Source organism: Spirochaetales bacterium (genome assembly GCA_016930085.1).
Classification (GTDB): Bacteria; Spirochaetota; Spirochaetia; order SZUA-6; family JAFGRV01; genus JAFGHO01.
Window position 1 is genome coordinate 25,333 of the sequence record JAFGHO010000016.1, and the last position, 17,839, is coordinate 43,171.

At 49.7% G+C, this 17,839-nt stretch carries 13 protein-coding genes; 5 read left to right on the top strand and 8 right to left on the bottom strand.

What is annotated here, in order from left to right:
• Window positions 1-7: 7 nt before the first annotated feature.
• Window positions 8-355 carry a hypothetical protein gene (locus tag JW881_02605; protein MBN1696382.1) on the bottom strand — a complete coding sequence of 116 codons (348 nt, stop codon included), beginning with the start codon at window positions 353-355 and terminating at the stop codon, window positions 8-10.
• Between the two features lie 230 nt (window positions 356-585).
• Between JW881_02605 and JW881_02610 the strand changes: the two genes are divergently transcribed.
• Window positions 586-1,221: a hypothetical protein gene (locus tag JW881_02610; protein MBN1696383.1), complete on the top strand. Its 636-nt coding sequence runs from the start codon at window positions 586-588 to the stop codon at window positions 1,219-1,221.
• A gap of 180 nt (window positions 1,222-1,401) precedes the next feature.
• Here JW881_02610 and JW881_02615 read toward each other — a convergent pair whose 3' ends face one another.
• The 7 genes from JW881_02615 to JW881_02645 all read right to left on the bottom strand — a co-directional run bounded on the left by JW881_02615 (window position 1,402) and on the right by JW881_02645 (window position 14,291).
• Complete coding sequence (locus JW881_02615) at window positions 1,402-2,556, bottom strand: DUF362 domain-containing protein (protein ID MBN1696384.1); 1,155 nt, start codon at window positions 2,554-2,556, stop codon at window positions 1,402-1,404.
• Window positions 2,556-3,470 (bottom strand): hypothetical protein, encoded by a 915-nt coding sequence (locus JW881_02620; GenBank protein ID MBN1696385.1) that lies wholly within the window; start codon window positions 3,468-3,470, stop codon window positions 2,556-2,558. The genes JW881_02615 and JW881_02620 overlap by 1 nt, the downstream gene beginning before the upstream one ends.
• Before the next feature lie 19 nt (window positions 3,471-3,489).
• Window positions 3,490-4,143: a hypothetical protein gene (locus tag JW881_02625; GenBank protein MBN1696386.1), complete on the bottom strand. Its 654-nt coding sequence runs from the start codon at window positions 4,141-4,143 to the stop codon at window positions 3,490-3,492.
• A 29-nt stretch (window positions 4,144-4,172) separates the two neighbouring features.
• Window positions 4,173-6,023 carry a beta-lactamase family protein gene (locus JW881_02630; protein ID MBN1696387.1) on the bottom strand — a complete coding sequence of 617 codons (1,851 nt, stop codon included), beginning with the start codon at window positions 6,021-6,023 and terminating at the stop codon, window positions 4,173-4,175.
• Window positions 6,020-7,057: a GSCFA domain-containing protein gene (locus JW881_02635; GenBank protein MBN1696388.1), complete on the bottom strand. Its 1,038-nt coding sequence runs from the start codon at window positions 7,055-7,057 to the stop codon at window positions 6,020-6,022. Before JW881_02635 ends, JW881_02630 begins: the two co-directional genes overlap by 4 nt.
• A 123-nt stretch (window positions 7,058-7,180) precedes the next feature.
• Window positions 7,181-9,712, bottom strand: coding sequence for a PAS domain S-box protein (locus tag JW881_02640; protein MBN1696389.1), 2,532 nt, complete (start codon window positions 9,710-9,712; stop codon window positions 7,181-7,183).
• 238 nt (window positions 9,713-9,950) lie between these two features.
• Window positions 9,951-14,291 (bottom strand): hypothetical protein, encoded by a 4,341-nt coding sequence (locus JW881_02645; protein MBN1696390.1) that lies wholly within the window; start codon window positions 14,289-14,291, stop codon window positions 9,951-9,953.
• A 307-nt stretch (window positions 14,292-14,598) separates the two neighbouring features.
• Here JW881_02645 and JW881_02650 point away from each other — a divergent pair, with 307 nt between their 5' ends.
• The 4 genes from JW881_02650 to JW881_02665 all read left to right on the top strand — a co-directional run bounded on the left by JW881_02650 (window position 14,599) and on the right by JW881_02665 (window position 17,773).
• Entirely contained in the window at window positions 14,599-15,258 is a 660-nt protein-coding gene (locus JW881_02650) for an adenylate/guanylate cyclase domain-containing protein (protein MBN1696391.1), read from the top strand.
• 313 nt (window positions 15,259-15,571) lie between these two features.
• Window positions 15,572-16,168, top strand: coding sequence for an FHA domain-containing protein (locus JW881_02655; GenBank protein ID MBN1696392.1), 597 nt, complete (start codon window positions 15,572-15,574; stop codon window positions 16,166-16,168).
• Window positions 16,169-16,319: 151 nt separating this feature from the next.
• A complete protein-coding gene (locus JW881_02660; protein MBN1696393.1) occupies window positions 16,320-17,240 on the top strand; it encodes a DHH family phosphoesterase in 921 nt (306 codons plus the stop codon).
• 5 nt (window positions 17,241-17,245) lie between these two features.
• Entirely contained in the window at window positions 17,246-17,773 is a 528-nt protein-coding gene (locus JW881_02665) for an acyl-CoA thioesterase (GenBank protein ID MBN1696394.1), read from the top strand.
• The last annotated feature ends 66 nt before the right edge of the window (window positions 17,774-17,839 follow it).

The window sequence follows — 17,839 nt, forward strand, 5'->3', positions numbered from 1 at the left end:
AGATCGTTTATTCCCTGTCATATTCAGGGTAATCCCTGTCATATTCAGGGATAAGAATGAGTCGGGCTACTTCATCAATAACGAGTCTGATTTTTTTTTCATTCTTTTTATAAAATTCGTTATTGGCTTCTTCAGCTTCTTTTATCGCTTTTTCATGGGCGGCCCGGGCCTGATCTTTCGCCGTTTTGACCGCGTTCTGAATGGAGATCTGGGCATCTTCTTTGGCCTTTTTCATCTTATCGCTTACCCGGTTTTCCGCGTTTGTCTTCATTTCCATAGCCTTCTGCCTGGCATCCTTGACAACCGCTTCCGCTTCCTCTTCCGCCTTGAGTACTTCATCGACTATTTCCTGCATACTTTATATTCTCCCGTTCTTTTCTCCCTCATCGACTACTCTACCGTAATCGGCGATATCAGTCAAGACAGGGAAGTATCGTTTGGAAAACCCCAACCGGAATAATTCCCGTTATCACTTGACAAAACCACTCAATCCGCCATATAAAAAAGGACATTCCGCTTTGACGTTTTGACAGGCAGGAGGATGAATAGCAGTATATTCGACAGATAATCAAAGGAGGTTATGACATGAAATCGACAATAACGGCACATACGGGTGTCGAAAGAAAAATAAAAACGGACATTATTCGAAAAAATACGCTTAGAAAGGAATTGACGCGCGAGATACGCGTGATCAAGCGGCTTTCGGATCTTCTTCAAAAATCGAAAAACAGACAAAAAAGAAGCAAATACAAAAAAGATATCGAACGGCATCTTCCCGTCATCAGGAAAAACAGGGAATTGTTGGCAGCAATGATTGGCGACCTCGAGAAGAAAATCGCTTCAGAGATGAAGTATTCGGAAAAGGAGATGAAAGACCTCGAACAAACCTATAAAAAGGAATACGAAGAAATGGTGGCGGCCCAGAATCTCGTACTCAAAGCAGAACAGAGTAAACTGAGTGACAATGAAAAACTCGATATTTCCGGTATGTCGATCGATCGGGTGCAGGACCCGGAGAAAGCGACTGAGGACGGGAGTACGACAAAACTGCCGGTCTTCCCGAGTGAATTGCTTCTCGCACGGGCGAACAAGCGTCTCAAAAAAGAATCGAAAGATGTGGCGAATGCCGAAAAAGAGATCGATTCGGAGAAGAAGGACAAAATGCTGTTCGAGGGAGAATTGAAACGAATCGCACTCGAGAAGAAAATCCTCGGCCGATAACCGTTAAATAAATATCGCGGCATACCCCGCATCGCGGCATACTCCGCATCGCGGCATACTCCGCATCGCGGCATACTCCGCATCGAGCCGATAAAACCGATGACGCGGCGCACCGGGTTAAACGGAAAAGGGCATCGAAAACACAGCGTCACACAGCGTACCGGTGCAAGGCAAGCCTCCCTACCCCCAGCCGAAAACGCCTGAAAGGAGCGGGCGCTTTATATAAATCGCCTTTTCCGGACAGATTTCCTGACAGCAGTAACACCGGATACATTGTTCATAATCATAGGCGGGGGGTGAACCGTTATTCCCGGCGGGAAATTTCAATGCCTTTGGTTTCACGGGACAGAGCGAAACACATGTGCCGCACCTCGTACACCGCTCCGCATCGATAACGGGTCGAGCGGTAAACGCGTTGCGGAAGAACGGTGGAAGATTGACTGTCTTCACATCTTTTATCGGTTTCCTCGTGACACGGAAAGCCCTGTTTTTGAGTTTTTCCGGAATATCCCCCTTGATTTCGATCTCATCCGCTTTCCATGTGCCGAGACCGTATTCACGCCCGATCGTATTGGTCGGGACATATTCGGGATCGAGATCGATCAGCCTGCACGCCACAGCGTCGAGTGCGACCGGGTCGGCGGAAAAAAGAAGCACATTCATGGGGACGGGATCCCCTCCCCGCGGTCCGTTTCCTTCCATGGCCATGATCCCGTCCATAATATAAAGTTTCGGTTTCAGAAGAAGGTTCAATGACACAAGCATTCTGGCAAAATCGTATGGTTTACTGAGTTTGACATGGAACTGCGGCTTGAGTAATCCGGGAATACATCCAAACTGATTTTTAACCGCCCCGGTGATCCGGAGTAGCCCATGGGTTTTCAGTTTCGCAAGGCTTACGATACTGTCGCAGGCAAGCGCCCCTTCGGCAATCGTAAACTTTCTGGTAAAGGGCGAATCACTGAAGACGACCTCCTTCCCGTGCGTGAAATCAGCCATAGGAATACCGAGGTCCTCCGCGACCTGAAAAAGGCCCGCCCCTTTCATATTTGTCTTAAAACTCCCGAATCCCGAAGAATCCCCGTAGGAAAGCCGGCCCCCCGCATCAAGCAGCATTCTGCATGTCGCATCGAAAACGGCCGGGTGTGTAGAGACGCACTTTTTTGGGTTCTCACCGAAAAGGACATTGGGTTTGACAAGAATCATTTCACCTGTTTTGAAAAAAGAGGCGGGACCGCCGAGCAGGTCCACCCCCTTTTTAATCGCGGCATCGACTCTTTCCTTTTCATATGAAGAACACCTGATAAGTGAGACAATCGACCGGGATATATTCATTATTGTTTTCCTCCTTCCCCTATTTTTTCTATTCTTTTTTCATTAAATCCCGACAGTATCCCGGCGGCCGCCAGGATAAGGAGAATCCCGCCCGCCTGAATGAGGATTTCCGTCATTGACAGTTCATGCCATTCCTCAAATATAACAATACCGCCTCCTGTCGGCAACAATATCTGGAAAACGGTATAAATCGGGGCGATGTGTATTCCCCTCCCGTATTTATAGGCGACGTTAAGAATAATCACGGCGAGTATCGAGAGGAGAATGAACATAAGGCCGCATACGACAATGGGAATGACGGGAATCTCTGACCCGCCGCATCGTTTGAGAATACCGGCGGCAAAGGGCTTCTGAAATATAAGGCTTGTTCCCCCGGCTATCCCCGCCGAAAGCGCATAGATTGTTCCGCCATAGCGATGGGAACGGCGGTGCGAAACAAGCGAACACGGAAGACAGATGATGTTCGGAATGGCGAGAAAAAGAAGCGCGCCGGTTTCCGTCATCTTCCCGATGAGGGCTTCCGGAGTAACGTGCATCTCCCTGACACGGCCAGCGAAGAGGGTAATCATTACCGTTCCGGATAAAATAAGGGCGATCGCGGTCCACTCGATCCGGGTGACCTTTTCGCCGAGATAGAACCTGAAAAAAAGGACTAGTACAACGAATCCCGTTGCGGTAAACGGCATAATCATGCTGACCGGACCCAGACCGTAAGCAACCGCGAGCAACACACCCCCGAAAAACGGCAGGATAATGCCGGTCACCCATATACCGGTCGAAAGATAATCGGCGATACCCCGGGATATCCCGCTTGACAGGCGTTTTACGGCAACCCGGTTGACGCCCTTTTTTTGAAAAACATATCCGATGTTTTTGAGGGAGAATGAAAGAATACCGAGCAAAATCGCGTACATACCTGCCGCCGTTACCGGATCACGATAAAAACTGAAAGGATGAGAGTATCAGGTGAAGGGTCTCACCGTATTCCTCCAGCCGCCCCGGTAATGTCGCACAATTCACCACATAGAGTAACCCACAACGGATGAGGAAAAAGGCGGCGTATTGCACCTCGATCTCATCGGCTCGACCGGTATACGTTATTCTGAAAGCGGGATGGCCGCCGAGGGTGGTATCGTTCGATTCAATCAACGAAAAATCGGGTGTCTGTTTTTCCAGTCCCCCGATAATGATGGACGCATATTGGGAGAGACTCATCCTCTCCCCGGTCATGGTATCGAAAAGGATATTGAAGCACTCCGCTAATTCCTGTTCCGGTTCCCGGGGGGGCATGATAAAGCTCACCCTGTTTGTTCCTTCATCTTTTGTCCATTCGGCGGGATATTGTACGCGGAAGTGATATGCCGGATTATCATAGACGAGAAATCCTTCGATCGGCTCTAAGGCCGCCCCCCCCGCGGACTCTCCGCCCGAAGCGTCTCCGCCTGAAAGATCGTTACATGCGGTCTCTTCGCCCGCATCGGGATCGATCGATCCCTGCCTGATGCAGCTTCCCGTTCCGAAGCCGGCTGCGATAATCACCGCTACTGACGGTAAAAGAAACAATATACCGATTTTTCTTCTTCTCATTCTCACGTTCTCTCCCCTTATCGGCATCCTCATTTCCTCTTTCGCGCTTCAAACCCGGAAAAGGTAAAATGCGATTCCCCGAAATGAACGGTTTCACCCGATCCGGGAATGATAGCCTCATTTTCCGAAACAGGCAAGAGAATGAGACTGATTTCAGGACTCAGATTGCGGCTTTTAACGGTCAGCCAGCCATTGTCGATGACGAGTTCGTATTCCTTTGTCGGCAGATACATATCGAGGACTTCGCGAGTCTCTTCCGAACTGACGATTTCATATATTCCGCAGCGTCGTTCGAATACCCCGGGAATTTTGTCATGCTTCAGTCCGACGAGCGAAAGATGGGTCACCTGCTGCGCCACGGACGCCTCGATAAAAAGGTAAGCCGTCCCTTTCGAATTGACCGTAAACCTGAAATAGACGGTATGATAGCCCGCGAATCCCGCAATATCGAAATGAAGAAAGAGAAAAGAAAATACCGGTTTGAATAACCCCGGTTCAACAGGGACGAGAAGGAACTCCGTATCCATGATCGATGTTTTGCAAAAAAGATCCCGCCCCCTGCGATAAACATCGATCGACACACCGATCATGGCATATTTTCCCTCAAAAACGGAGAGTTCTTCGGTTGAAGGCTTCCACCGCCTCCCTGCTTCTTTTCCCTCATCGAGGGGCAATACCGCTTCCCCGGTCTTTGCCTCGATAAAATTGCCGAACGAAGAAGAGACTATCTCACTACACGCCTTGTTTCCGGTATCCGCGTTGGTGAGAATAATCATGGCCATATCGGATTGCGGTGAAAAAACGAAAAGCGTTGAAAATCCGTTTATCCACCCGTTATGCCCGGCAATATCGGCAATATCACGATAGGCAAAAAACCGGGTCATAAAGCCCAGACCATAATCCATATAAAGCAGCGAATAATCCTCCGCTTCCGGGAAACTCAATTCGAGCATACCGGCAAAGACGTTTTCAGAGACAATACCGGTCGGAGAGGCATCTTTGTCCGATAAAAGGTATTGAAGGAAACGGATAAGTTCGGGAAGATTCGAATAAAGCCCGCCCGCAGGCTTATCCCGTAACTCAAGCTCCGGGGCTTGCACCATTTTCGGTGTTTCTCCCAGCTTCGGGATTAGAACAAGGGATTCCCGGACATACCCCTTTGCCAGACGGGGCTCGATATATCCGGAAAGAGAAAATGAACTTTCCGCCATTCCCAAAGGTTCGAGAATTTCCTCTTTCATGTACTGTTCGTACGTCGAACCGCTCGCCCCTTCGATGATCATACCCAGAAGCGTATACCCGATATTCGAATACTTGAATGCCTCACCCGGAGGAAAACAGAAATATTCATCAGCGAGGGCGGAAAGAAGTTCCTCGTTACCGGTAATATGGCCGCCCATGATTCCGTAATAATAATCCCTGATCATTCCTCCTTTATGAGAAAGGAGATGGCGTGTGGTCATCTGCGGTGTCTGTGAGAAATGGCTTTTTATGTCAAACCCGGGGATATAACCGCTTACCGGTTTATCGAGATCGATTTCCCCCCGGCATGCGAGTTTCATGATGCCGAGGGCGGTAAAGCTTTTCGAGATTGAACCGACCCTGAAAAATGTCTCCGATTTCATGGGAATACGTTCTTCCTTATCGGCATACCCGTATGCCCGCGTGCAAATGATCTCCTTCGCATCGACGACGGCCACAACCGCGCCCGTAATCCTGTCCTTTTTCATGGTTTCAGCGACAATCCAGTCGAGGTATTTCACGGCAAAGGTATAATCCCCCCTTATAATCGTCTCGGGCTTTTTAGGCGCAGACGAACAGCACGGGATAACAGATAGCGAAACAAAAAGCAATCCGTAAAGCATCCCTTTTTTAATCATGCACCGCTCTCTTTCCGCTTTTCCACTGTTTGTGCGACGGGAAGCATCGGGTAGCGTTTCTGCAATCCGGCGAGCCTCGAAATCTGTTTTTCCATAAATAGTCTGTATTCATCGGTTTCACCGTGAAGGGGCCGGTGATTGAAGGCTTTCTTTATTTTTTCCATTTCTTCCATAAAAGCTCGCGCCTCCTCCGAAAAACAGGATTCGCAGAATCTGCTCATGATATAATCCGCCGCACTGCTTGACGGATGACAAAGATCATCCGCATAATAACGGTAATCCCTCAGTTCATCAAGCAGGATTTCATACGAAGGGAAATACCACGAATCGGGGAATTCGGCCAGCTTCCCTATTGAGCAGCGAAGAACCGCCTTGCTCAAGGAATTTTCTTCCGCCCTGTCCCGAAGATGCCGCACGGGACTCAACGTAAGAATGACGATGAGGTGCGGATGCGCCTTTTTGAGCGTCTTCAATGCTTCACCGAGGCGAGAGGTAATCTCCGTGGTGTCTAAGCGTTTCCGTTCAAATAAGGCCGGGGACAGTTTATGGCAGTTGTTCACCACGCGGCCTGTCTCCCGGTTGATATAGGTATACGCGGTACCGAGGGTGAGGACAATAACACCCGCGTTTTCAAGAAACGCCCGGGCTTCCTCTAGACGCCCGTTTATCGTTTCAAGAAAAAGTTGTTTATCCGGCATGCACACCTTCGTGTGAAAGGCGAAATGGCGGAAAAGCCCATGGTGTTCGAAAATCTCATCGTCACCGATAACATGACGGCGACAAAGCATCTCGAGTCCGGAGGCGATCGAAAGGGGATTGTAGATATTGCCGAACGGTGACGTACAACAGCGGAGGGCATGTTTTACGAGATAGTCCGAAAGATATTCCGAAAAACATGAACCGATAAAGAATATTCCCTGTTCCGGTTTTATGGCAAACGGCGGTTTTGCGACAGCGACGGGTGTTATACTTTTTTTCAGGAATTCCCGGGTAACAGGATTCATAAGCCCCCCGATATCAAGATGTCGATCCATTGTCCCACAAGCCGATTACTCTGTCAAGGGAGCGCCGTTTATGAGGCTGCCGGACGTGAACGGGAAAATATTCCGACATGCGATATTACCGGCCGGTTTTTTTATTAAATTCACATTGTACGTTTAACCCGTGGCGTTGTCCCCGGGTGAGCGATCGAGTATTTCCCGGACTTTCTTCGCGAGCATTTCAGGTGAAAAGGGTTTTTGCAAAAAATCGACGCCCCCGGACCTGATACCGTGATCGATGATCGTGTGTTCCGTGTATCCCGAAATATAGAGTATCTTTATTTCAGGGAATATGGCGGAGATTCTTTCGGTGAGGGACGTAACATTCATCTCCGGAAGAATCACATCGGTAATAAGCATATTCACGACGTGAAGCTGTCTTTCGGCGATGATCGAAAGAGCCTCCTGTCCGGAGTGTGTATCGATAACCGTATAACCGAAACCGGAAAGTGTCCGCCGCATCACTTTTCTGAGGCTTTCATCGTCTTCGACAAGAAGCAATGTTTCAAAACCGCCCGCCGTATCGTGTCCTGTAGTTTCCTTTTGTATATCCGTTCGCTCACTTCCATGCTGCCGCGGGAAAAAAATCTTGAACGTGGTACCGTGGCCGACCTCACTGTAGACATTAATGTGGCCACCGCTTTGTCTGACAATACCGAAAACCGTCGCGAGTCCGAGTCCCGTCCCCTTTTCCCTGTCCTTGGTGGTAAAAAATGGTTCGAAGATATTCTTTATGGTTTCACCATCCATTCCGCACCCGGTATCCGTCACGGTGATCACCACATATTCCCCGGGTTTCACATCGGCGTGCAGTTCCGTATACGATTCATCGAGGTGAACGGCGCCTGTTTCGATGATCAGTTTCCCCCCGTGCGGCATGGCATCCCGCGAGTTAACCGCTAGATTCATCACAATCTGTTCGATCTGGGACACATCGGCCCTCAGAAACAAATCTTCTTTAGCGGTGATAATTCCAAGCTCGATATCTTCTCCGATGATACGGCCCAGCATTGTATTTATATTACGGATCAGTTCATTCAGATCGAACACCTGCATCATCATAATCTGTTTTCTGCTGAAAGCGAGCAACTGCTTTGTCAGGGTTGCCGCCATTGCCGCCGAGTTCCTGATTTCCTCGAATATTTCAAGCACATTTTTCGGCAGGTGAAATTGTATTTTGGCAATGTCGCAATACCCGAATATCGTGGTGAGAAGGTTGTTGAAATCATGGGCGATACCGCCCGCCAGTCTGCCAAGGGCTTCCATTTTGACGGAGTGGTTCAACTGCTCTTCGAGTTTTTTACGTTTTCGTATATCCCTGAGAACGGCGCAATGCACCCCCGGCAGTATGTTCGATGTCGCGTTGAACTCAAACTCGGCGGTCGTCCCGTCCTTCCTGATGAGGATTCGCTCCCCGCGAATACTCCCCATCCGGTGAAACCTCCCCCACTCGTTTTCCGATGCTTCATTTTTTGTACCGCCCATTAATGTATCCCACACCGTCATGGAAAGCAGTTCTTGTTTCGAATACCCGGTCAATTCGCATGCGGCGGGATTGACTTCGATATGCCGGGCATGATCGTCGACGAGAAAGATCGCATCCAGCGTGCTGTTAAAAACAGCCTCGAAGCGTTTTCTGCTTTCTTCGAGCGCGACGTCGATTCTCTTCTGTTCCGATATGTCGTACACGAGACCGAGGACCGAATGAGGCGTTCCGTTCGCATCGCTTGTATTCTGTATATATTCATGAATCCACCTCGTTTTTCCGTCCTTTCGGATGATCCGGTACTCCCTGTCACATGAATAGTTCGGTATTTCGGCGACAGCCTTTATCGTGTGATACACCCTTCTCAGATCGTCTTTCTGGATTAGTTCGTCCCACCTCACCTTCCCCGATATAAAATCATCTTCCGTATACCCCGTTATTTCCTCCACGGCCCCGTGAAAAAAGACCGGAGTGAAATCGATTTCTCCGCGGTAGGTGATCCCCTTGAAATTTTCGACAAACAAGGAATACCTTTCCTCGCTGGTTTCGAGTTCCTTCAGGGTTTGCCGCTGAAGAGTCAACGCCTTTTCCGCGGATTCGGTCGAATCTTTGAGTTCACCCACCATCATGTCGAAACTTCGCATCGAGATCCAGCAGATAAAGGCGATCAGAAAGAAAAAGACGATCGAGGGAATATTGGGAAACCGGCCCAGCCCGACCGCGAATACCGAGATAATCAAGCCCGATACAAAGGCGACAATATAGGCCGCATACGGTCTGATAATCACACTCGCTATGATAATGGGAAGGGAGAAAAGGAGGAGACTCCTGCCGCTTGCGAGCTGGATCGGGGCGTCCGAAAGCGCAATAAGAACGGTCAGACAAAAGGTGAAAATGACACCGGAGGCGATGCCGGAGACATAACGGTTGAGCAGAAAACAGGCCGCACAGAGGATGAACGCAACGGCCACGATAATTCCGAGACGAACGAGTTCCTCTGCCGAAAACAGTATCGGGAAAAAAAAATGAACAAGTACTAAAAAACCAAGGAACAGAATGCAGCATCCGGCTGTTCCGGCAAGAAGTATGGAAAGAATTTTCCGCTTCCGCCTGTCATCCGGTTCATGTGCGTTTGTTTCGAAAATCCGACAGATCAATTCCATACTCATTCACCATTCATTGCCTTCCACCTCGTATCAAAAGCAATGCGGAATAAAAATGAGGTATGCTTCATCGAAAAAGTTACCGCTTCATCAATGGTTGCCGCTTATGGTTTTGCTTTTCTCTCACAATGCATAGTATACTGATATTTTTCTTACTTTCAATCTTTTTTTCCCTTGTAAGCGGCATAAGAGTTAATGAAATATCCGTTTTCGACCATGCCCGCGAAAACCTCAGCCGTTATTTCACGGAAAGTTTTCCACGAGAAAAAACGGCCAAAAGCCTGCCGGAAGCCGAGTCACGCAGGATTGTACCCCCGTGAACGGCCGATCCCTTTCGGACGGGAGTCAGCATATAGGTTAACTCGAATTGACCCGCGACACTCACCAGAGAGAGATACAGTTTCCCCCCGGAAACCCTGTATCCGGTAATCCGGTGATCTGCGAGCAGTTTTTCGAGCGAGGTCTCCATGACCGTACAGTTTGAAGGAAGGGCTTCCTCGATGAGAACCGCGGGAATGGGTGTTTTGGTCTCCAGCGAAAGTTTTACCCGTACCGGCTGGCCGATTACCGCTTCTTCCGCCGCGCTGCGTACCACCCCGACGTTCCCGTCATCCGTTTTCACCCTGCCGCCCCACACCTTTACCTCCACGATGACTGACGCCTCGAGCTTACCCGAGTAACCGGCCGTCACCCTGTTTTCACCCGGTACTATCCACGGAGAAATATCGACATAACCGAGTGCCGCTGCCGAGAGAAAAGGATCGTCGGGATCGACTTTGACTTTCGCCGCTTCCCTGCCGTTCACCGTCAAAACGATGGTTCCCTCCTCTTCTTCCGCAAAAGCCCCTGTTTCAAGAAGCGCGCGAATTGCCTGCGCCGTTCCGATCTCATTGTGCCAGGCGCCCCATGCCTCCCTGGTAGAAAGAAGCCATGTTATCCCTTCCCGGAGGAAACCTTTATAGGAAGCCGGATCAAAGGCCGCAAGGAGAGAAAGAATGCGCGCATTAAGCTCGACCATGCCCCCGTACGCGTGATACCAGTGAGGTTCCCAATATCCCGTCCGCTTGAGCGATATGAGGTGTTTGATGCCTTTCTGTATAATATGATCGACGGATGTATCCTGCGCGAATCGCCTCCAATACAATAGACCCTGAATAGCGGCGGCGGCCGTCATCGGTTCGTCCGGCCTTTCTTCGAGGACGTTCGTCATTGTCTCCTTGAGTTCCCTTACATCCGATTCAACGCGATAGGGATCCGCCATCCCGGTAAGGGCGAAACAAAGCACCTCGAATATCTCCGCACTCAGGGCATAGTCGGTCTTTTCATTGAATACCTCCCAGAAATATGCTCCGCGCGACGACCAGAGCCCGTCGTTTCCGCGCCGAGCAAGAATATATTGCACCGCCTTATCCAGTACCGCGGACTCGACGTTAAGCCCCGCGTTTCGTATATCCATAAGGGCCCTCAGGCAGGCAACCGTGTAGTAAAGACCGGCCGATTCCTTATCTTCCTGTCCGCGGCCGTTTCCGGAAACGGCGTACCACCCCCAGCCCCCCGACTGAAGCTGATTATTTACCAGAACAAGCAGGGCGTCTTTGAGCTTGTTTACAAGCAATGCCTCCTTCTCCGCGTTCCGGTCCATAACGCGGACATAATCGAGCATCGCCGCGTTTGCGATCGCGGTCGCGGCGACGGTCCACGGCGAATACCAGGGATGGATGTCGAAAGCGTACCACGCCTGGAAAGCGGGAAACACATTTGGAAGCGAAACATTTACGCTTGCCGTATAATAAACGGCATCACGGTCGATGCTGAAGCGGTGTTCGAAAGGCATGGCTCTGCCGATGACCGCCTTTGTCACGGAGGTATCGGGAATTCCGTCCGGCAGGACCATAATCTTCTTTTTTTCGGCATCACCATATGTACCGGTATTGACCGATACCACATAGGTTTTTTCCCCGCAGGACGAGGCCGAGACGGTCCACTCGGCGAGGCAGTTTGAGTACGGGGGGATGACACACGTGTGTTCATCATCCCCGATAACGGAAAAACCGTCCGGGGAAAGCTTTGCTTTACAGGCAAGTGCCGAATCGGTGAGGTTTCTGAGTTGCGCGTGAACCGTCAACCGGTCACCCCTCGTCATGGCCGGAGGAAATGCCGACCGTATGAAAACGGGCTGCCTTACGCTTATTTCCTTCCGCAGCATCCCGATATATCCCTGCCGGTCCGTCGCCACGATCGTCAGATTTTGTGTGGTTATTTCATCGGGAATCCGGACGCTGACGGTCGCTTTGCCGTTTTTTGTCGCGAGTGACGGTTCCCAGAGTGCGGTCTCGGGAAAGCTTGTCCTGATGATGATCGTTCCGCCGGCTTTCGCTTCACCCGGTGAGTCGTCGGCATCTCTCCTCTTCGATGTATCGCCATTCGTCGTCTCATCATCCCCCGCTTCCATGGACTCCGCGATCATGTCTTCCTTTTCCGCCATATCAATCGATTCTTCAAGCATCATACTTTTCGATTCCATCCCCTCTTCCATATATCCCCCGGCGTCGGCTTTTGAGGGGGGGGCCGCCTTTTCCAGTTCATCGGCGCCGAATTGAGAAGCGACGGCGGAACCCGGTGCTTTCCAGCCCCAGTTCGAGTAGGCAATATCACGCCACGGGGAACCCCAGTTCCGGTCGACCACAGGCCAGGTGAGAACGCCGGCACCGCCTGTTGCGATCACCTTGGCCTGGGGATTATAGAAATGGCCGACCGGCGGTACAATAAATGGATCGAGAAGTGAAATGACAGCATCATCGACAACGGAAACACCCAACGATTTCTCACCCTTACCGCCCTTGACCGTGATGCGGAAGACGGCCTTTTCACCCGGGGCCGACTGGGGTTTGAAGTTTTCAATAACGATCTCGAGTTCCCTGTCCGGATAAAACGTGATATGCTGGCCTTCCGTTATGAACCCGACATTCCCGCGGGTGTATGGTTTTCCACTCTGTTCCTTCTCGACCGCGCAGCAGTAGAGGTTGGCCAGCATCGAGCCCCATGTCGGCGCCGCTACTTCCCCCTCCGCATAATACTCGTTTCCCCGTTTTTTGACGGGAATCGTCGTTGCCTGCACCAGGGCGCCGGAGATATCGGTGAGATCGACATGCACGACCTTTTCAATCGGAATATATGAAGGATCGAAATACACGGTGATTTCTGTTTTCATACCCGCTTTTTTGGGCAATTCGGCGACCTTGGAACTCATCGGCTTTTTTTCCTGAAAGGGAACGGCCCGTTCTCCCAACGCCGGTTTCATGATCGGACTTGACAGGACTGCGGTAACGGACGAGGAGGGCATGACGAATTCGAATCGTGCCAGTCCTTTTTCGTCTGTTTTCGATGTCAGGTTGACCCCTATCTCCCCCACATTCAGAACAAGCTCGATTCCGGCCGCGGGCTGGCGGTCGATATCGACCACTTTGGCCAGTAGTTGAACCGTCTCTCCCGCCGGATAGGCGTCTTTGTCCAGTTCGATCACCGCCGAATATGGCCGCGCGGTATAAAGGACATCCCAGACAACCTCATCGGACTGGCCGTAGCTGTCTATGACGCCGAGTTTTATCGTGAAGTAGCTTTCGACCTCGAGTCCCCTCCTTATTTCATCGAGTTCGGTCTTTCCGAGTGTGACCTCATAGTCCGGTTTCCCGGACTCGAACGTTCGTGAAAACACTACCGTTTTTTTTTCATCTTCCACTATCATGGAAAGCTTCGAAGAAGACAACCGGCCGCCGGAAAAATAACCGAGTTCGACATGAACATCGAGTCGTGTCTGGGTGTCCGTCAAATAGCGCTTCAAGTCATGTTTGATGCTTATAATCGGGGGAACAAAACGCTTGACCCTGATCCGCGCGCTCTCACGGGCCTTACCATAGAGAACGACAAGCTCGTAATCACCCTCTCTCATGTGCGGGGGAAGGGAAAACTCGGTCCACGCGATCCCGTCATCACCCGTCCTCACGTACTCGCCGTTATAGACATTCCCGGATGTATCCCGGAAGAGAAGCTGAATGTCCGCGTCCGGTATGGCGGTATATTCGCCTGCAAGCGACCACGCGATCATCCGGACATACACTTTCTGGCCCGGGTTGTATACCCCCCTGTCCGTATAAACATACAATCGTTCCGCTTTGAAGCTTGCCGTCCGTGAACCGCAGGAAAAAAGTTTTTCTTCCCTGTAGCGGACGCCACCTTCGACGAGCACCGCTTCAAGATGATGGCTTTCCTTATCACCCGGTACGTAATCGAAAATACAGACCCCGTTTTTGTCCGAACGCCCGACGACCTTGCCGTTCACCTTCACTTCCGCTTTGCCGGCGGGAGAAAAATCGGGTTTGAAAAGGGTAACGTGGATTTTGGTCGGGTCCGTCGACCAGATCTGATACGGGTAATTGATAATCATCACCAGGCGCGATTCCTCTTTTATCTCCTGTTGCCCGGTTGCATAGCTATTAAAAGCGGAAAGGAGGAACACAACAAGTAAAAGTCCTCCCGTTATTCCCCTCATACCGCTTCTTTCAATTATTGTATGCTTCATGGTAACCCTCTCATTCTCATTGATGTAATCCGGATGTTTCGGCGGGGGCGGAAAAGATCCGGCCTTTCCGCCTTCCCCTTTCTTCCGGATTATCACCCTTTCAACTAGTATAGATGTAATAAGGAAAATTCTCCACAGGAATTTCATTGACTCATATAGTACGGGGTTATCCGATAATAGTAACACAATCTTCGATTCTTGCATTTTTTAAAAATATTATGCATTATATCGTTAAGGCCTTTTGTTTCGTGAAAACATTGAGGCAGCGCATGCGGCAATCGATATTCGCGCACGGGGAGGTGAACTCATGGGGAAAAAATTTCCGTTTACGCTTGAAGAGAATCCGGATGAACTGGCCGGGCTTTCCTTCTGGAATGCCGATGTGTATCGCGATCTCCTTGCCTGTCAACGCGGCACTATGACGGAAGACGAGTTTGATGTAAAATACGGAAAAAAAGCGGCAATTCTCATTCTCGATATGACGGGATTCACGAAATCGACACTCAGGATTTCTCCCCTCTATAGTTTTTTCCGGATCCTGAATGCCCAGAAAATTTGCCTTCCCGTTTTCAGGGAATATGGGGCCTATACCATTCATGCTTTTGCCGATAATTTCACCGCCGTTTTCCATGAACCCTCTGCGGCGATCGATGCGGCATGTGAAATTCACCGGCGGATCGGGTGCTATTATGAAATCGAAAGCGAATCCGGCGAGATAGCCCAGTGCTGTATCGGGATCGGGTACGGCAAGGTATACGCGATCGGAGCGGATAAGGCCATGGGAGATGAAATGAACCGGGCATCGAAACTCGGCGAGGATATCGCGAAAGGCTCGGAAACACTCGTGACGGAAAATGTCTATAATGAAGCGAAAAACCGGCCCGACCTCCGGTTTCACCTCCAGACACACGATGAGGTTCCCTTCCCGTTTTTTACGGTAACGAGAAAAAAAAAGAGGAAAGGCTGATGGTAATATTTCCAGGCCAGCCATCCTCTTGAAACCCCTGTATTATTATGTAGTAGCATAATACTACTATTAATCAGGATTATTTCCTGAATGCCGTTACATTGATAAATATAACAGAGAAATAGAATATTTCAACTATACCAGATGGCATGTTTTTTTGTACCATTTGGCATATTTATATGATAAAAATTTTTACGGTACCTTACTGTCAACAGGGTCAAGAACCCTTTATTGACATAAAAAGAATAACCTATTATTATATATAAAGAAGAAAGACGTAAAGAAACATCGAACAATACATGAGGCAGATTATATGCTTTTGAACAATAAGAAGACCGATAATGCCGAATGGTATCTCGAAGCACAGCATAGCGGAGGTGAGGTATACAGTATACCGATTGACAAAGATCCCTTCATAATCGGCAGAAAAAACGATTGTCATCTCATACTTCCCGCGCGTGATATTTCACGAAATCACGCAAAAATATTCAAAAAGGGAACCGCGCTTCTTATTAAAGATCTTCAAAGCACAAACGGTACCTTTATCAATCAGAAAAGGATAAAAGAAGAAGAATCCCTGAATAACGGGGACCTTGTCCAGTTCGGTTCCATGAAATTCAGAATATGCAAAAAAGACGAAGAAGAACTGGAGCATACCGCGACCTTTTTTTCCGACAGTCCCCAGGACGAGGAAGATTTCTTCAGCTATTTCAATTTTACTTCACGTGAAAAAGAGATCTTTTTCCTTCTCATCGACGGAAAAGCGACAAAAGAAATCGCGACGACACTTTTCATCTCGCCGGGAACGGCGAAAAACCATGTCCTCAATATCTTCAAAAAAACGAATGTTCATTCGAGAATGATGCTGATGACAAAATATCTCAATTTCAAACAGCATGTGAATGAATAAGCCGGGTATTTTTCCGGATTAAAGAGACGGGCCATCCGTATATCGGATTTTTTGAATTGGTTTCCCTTGACTTTTACGATATACCTCCGTTATGCTTTTTCCTATGAACAGCCTCAATAACCTTATACCCCTTATACAAGACGAGAAGCATGTGTTTATCCAGACACATAACTTCCCCGATCATGATTCGGTCGCTTCGGCCTTCGGGCTGCAATATCTTTTAAAGCAGCGGGGAATCACCTCGTTTCTCATTTACGAGGGAACGGTCCAGCGTGATTCGTTACGCCAGCTCATCGAACATCTTAAAATCCCTATAGCGCATGCGGGTACCCATCATATTACGGAAAAGGACAAGATTATTATCGTCGACGGCTGTAAGGGGAACAAAAACGTAACGGATCTTGTCGGGGACGAGGTCGCGGTCATCGACCACCATGAAGTGACTTCACCGGATGACGTCCGTTTCAGCGACATACGGCCCCACTATGGCGCCTGTTCGACGATCATTTACGAATATTTCACCGGCCTTCGTATCGTACCTCCGGTGCCGATCGGGACGGCCCTGCTCGCCGGGCTTCTCATGGATACGGCGCTGATGAGCCGCGGGGTTTCCGAGGAGGACCTGGCCGCTTATTCCGGTCTTTATCCCGCATCCAATATCGGTTTTGTCAATTCAAACCTGAGAAATTATATTCAGACAAAGGACCTCGAGTTCTTCGAAAAGGCGATCAAAAACTCACGGATACAGGAATCATTCGCATTCTGTTATTTCGATGAGGGCTGCAATCAGAATCTTCTTGGTATTATCGGCGATTTTTTCCTTGCCCTGCGTGAAGTCGATCTGGTTTTTCTCTGCGCCGACAATGAGGTCCAGATCAATTTTTCACTCAGAAGCGAAGCCCCCTGCTGGAACGCCGCGCTTATCATTCAGGAGGTGCTTCGCGGAATCGGGTTCGGAGGGGGGCATGCCGATATGGCGGGAGGAATCGTCAAGGACATAGCCTTATTCAATCCGGAGGACATCTTTGTAAAGCTCGGGCGGGTACTCCGGGAATCGAAAGCCGCGGTATAAGACCGATGCGGCAAAAGAACGAGCGGGTATCCGGAACATTGCCCCCAAAAAAGGCACTGAGTGTCGAAACCAATGATATCGTCCTTCCCGGCGATACGAATAAATACAACACCCTCTTCGGCGGCCGTCTCATGGAAATGGTGGACAAAGCCGCGGCAATCTGTTCGGCGCGATACTGTCACGAAGAAGTGGTCACCGCGTCGATCGAGGCGGTCGATTTTCATATTCCTATCAAAGAAGGTTATTTTGTCAGGATTACGGCAACACTCATCTTTACGGGGACATCGTCGATGCTTGTCCGGGTCCGCGTCCTTGGAGAAGAACCGGTCACCGGGAAAAGCGAACACTGCTGTACGGCCTATGTCACGATGGTCGCTATCGATACCGGCGGAAAACCGAAAGCCGTCCCGCCTCTTCTGGTCGAAACGGAAGAAGAAAAGCTCGACCGGGAAGAAGGATACCGCATCAGGGAAAGCACGCAGAAACGCAGGAAGGGGATGGGCGAAACGCACTCAGAAAAACGGTTCGGATAGCACGCATCGCATTGCGGAAATATCTTTTATGGTTTTGTTGCGATGACATAATGTGCCCGGCCGGGT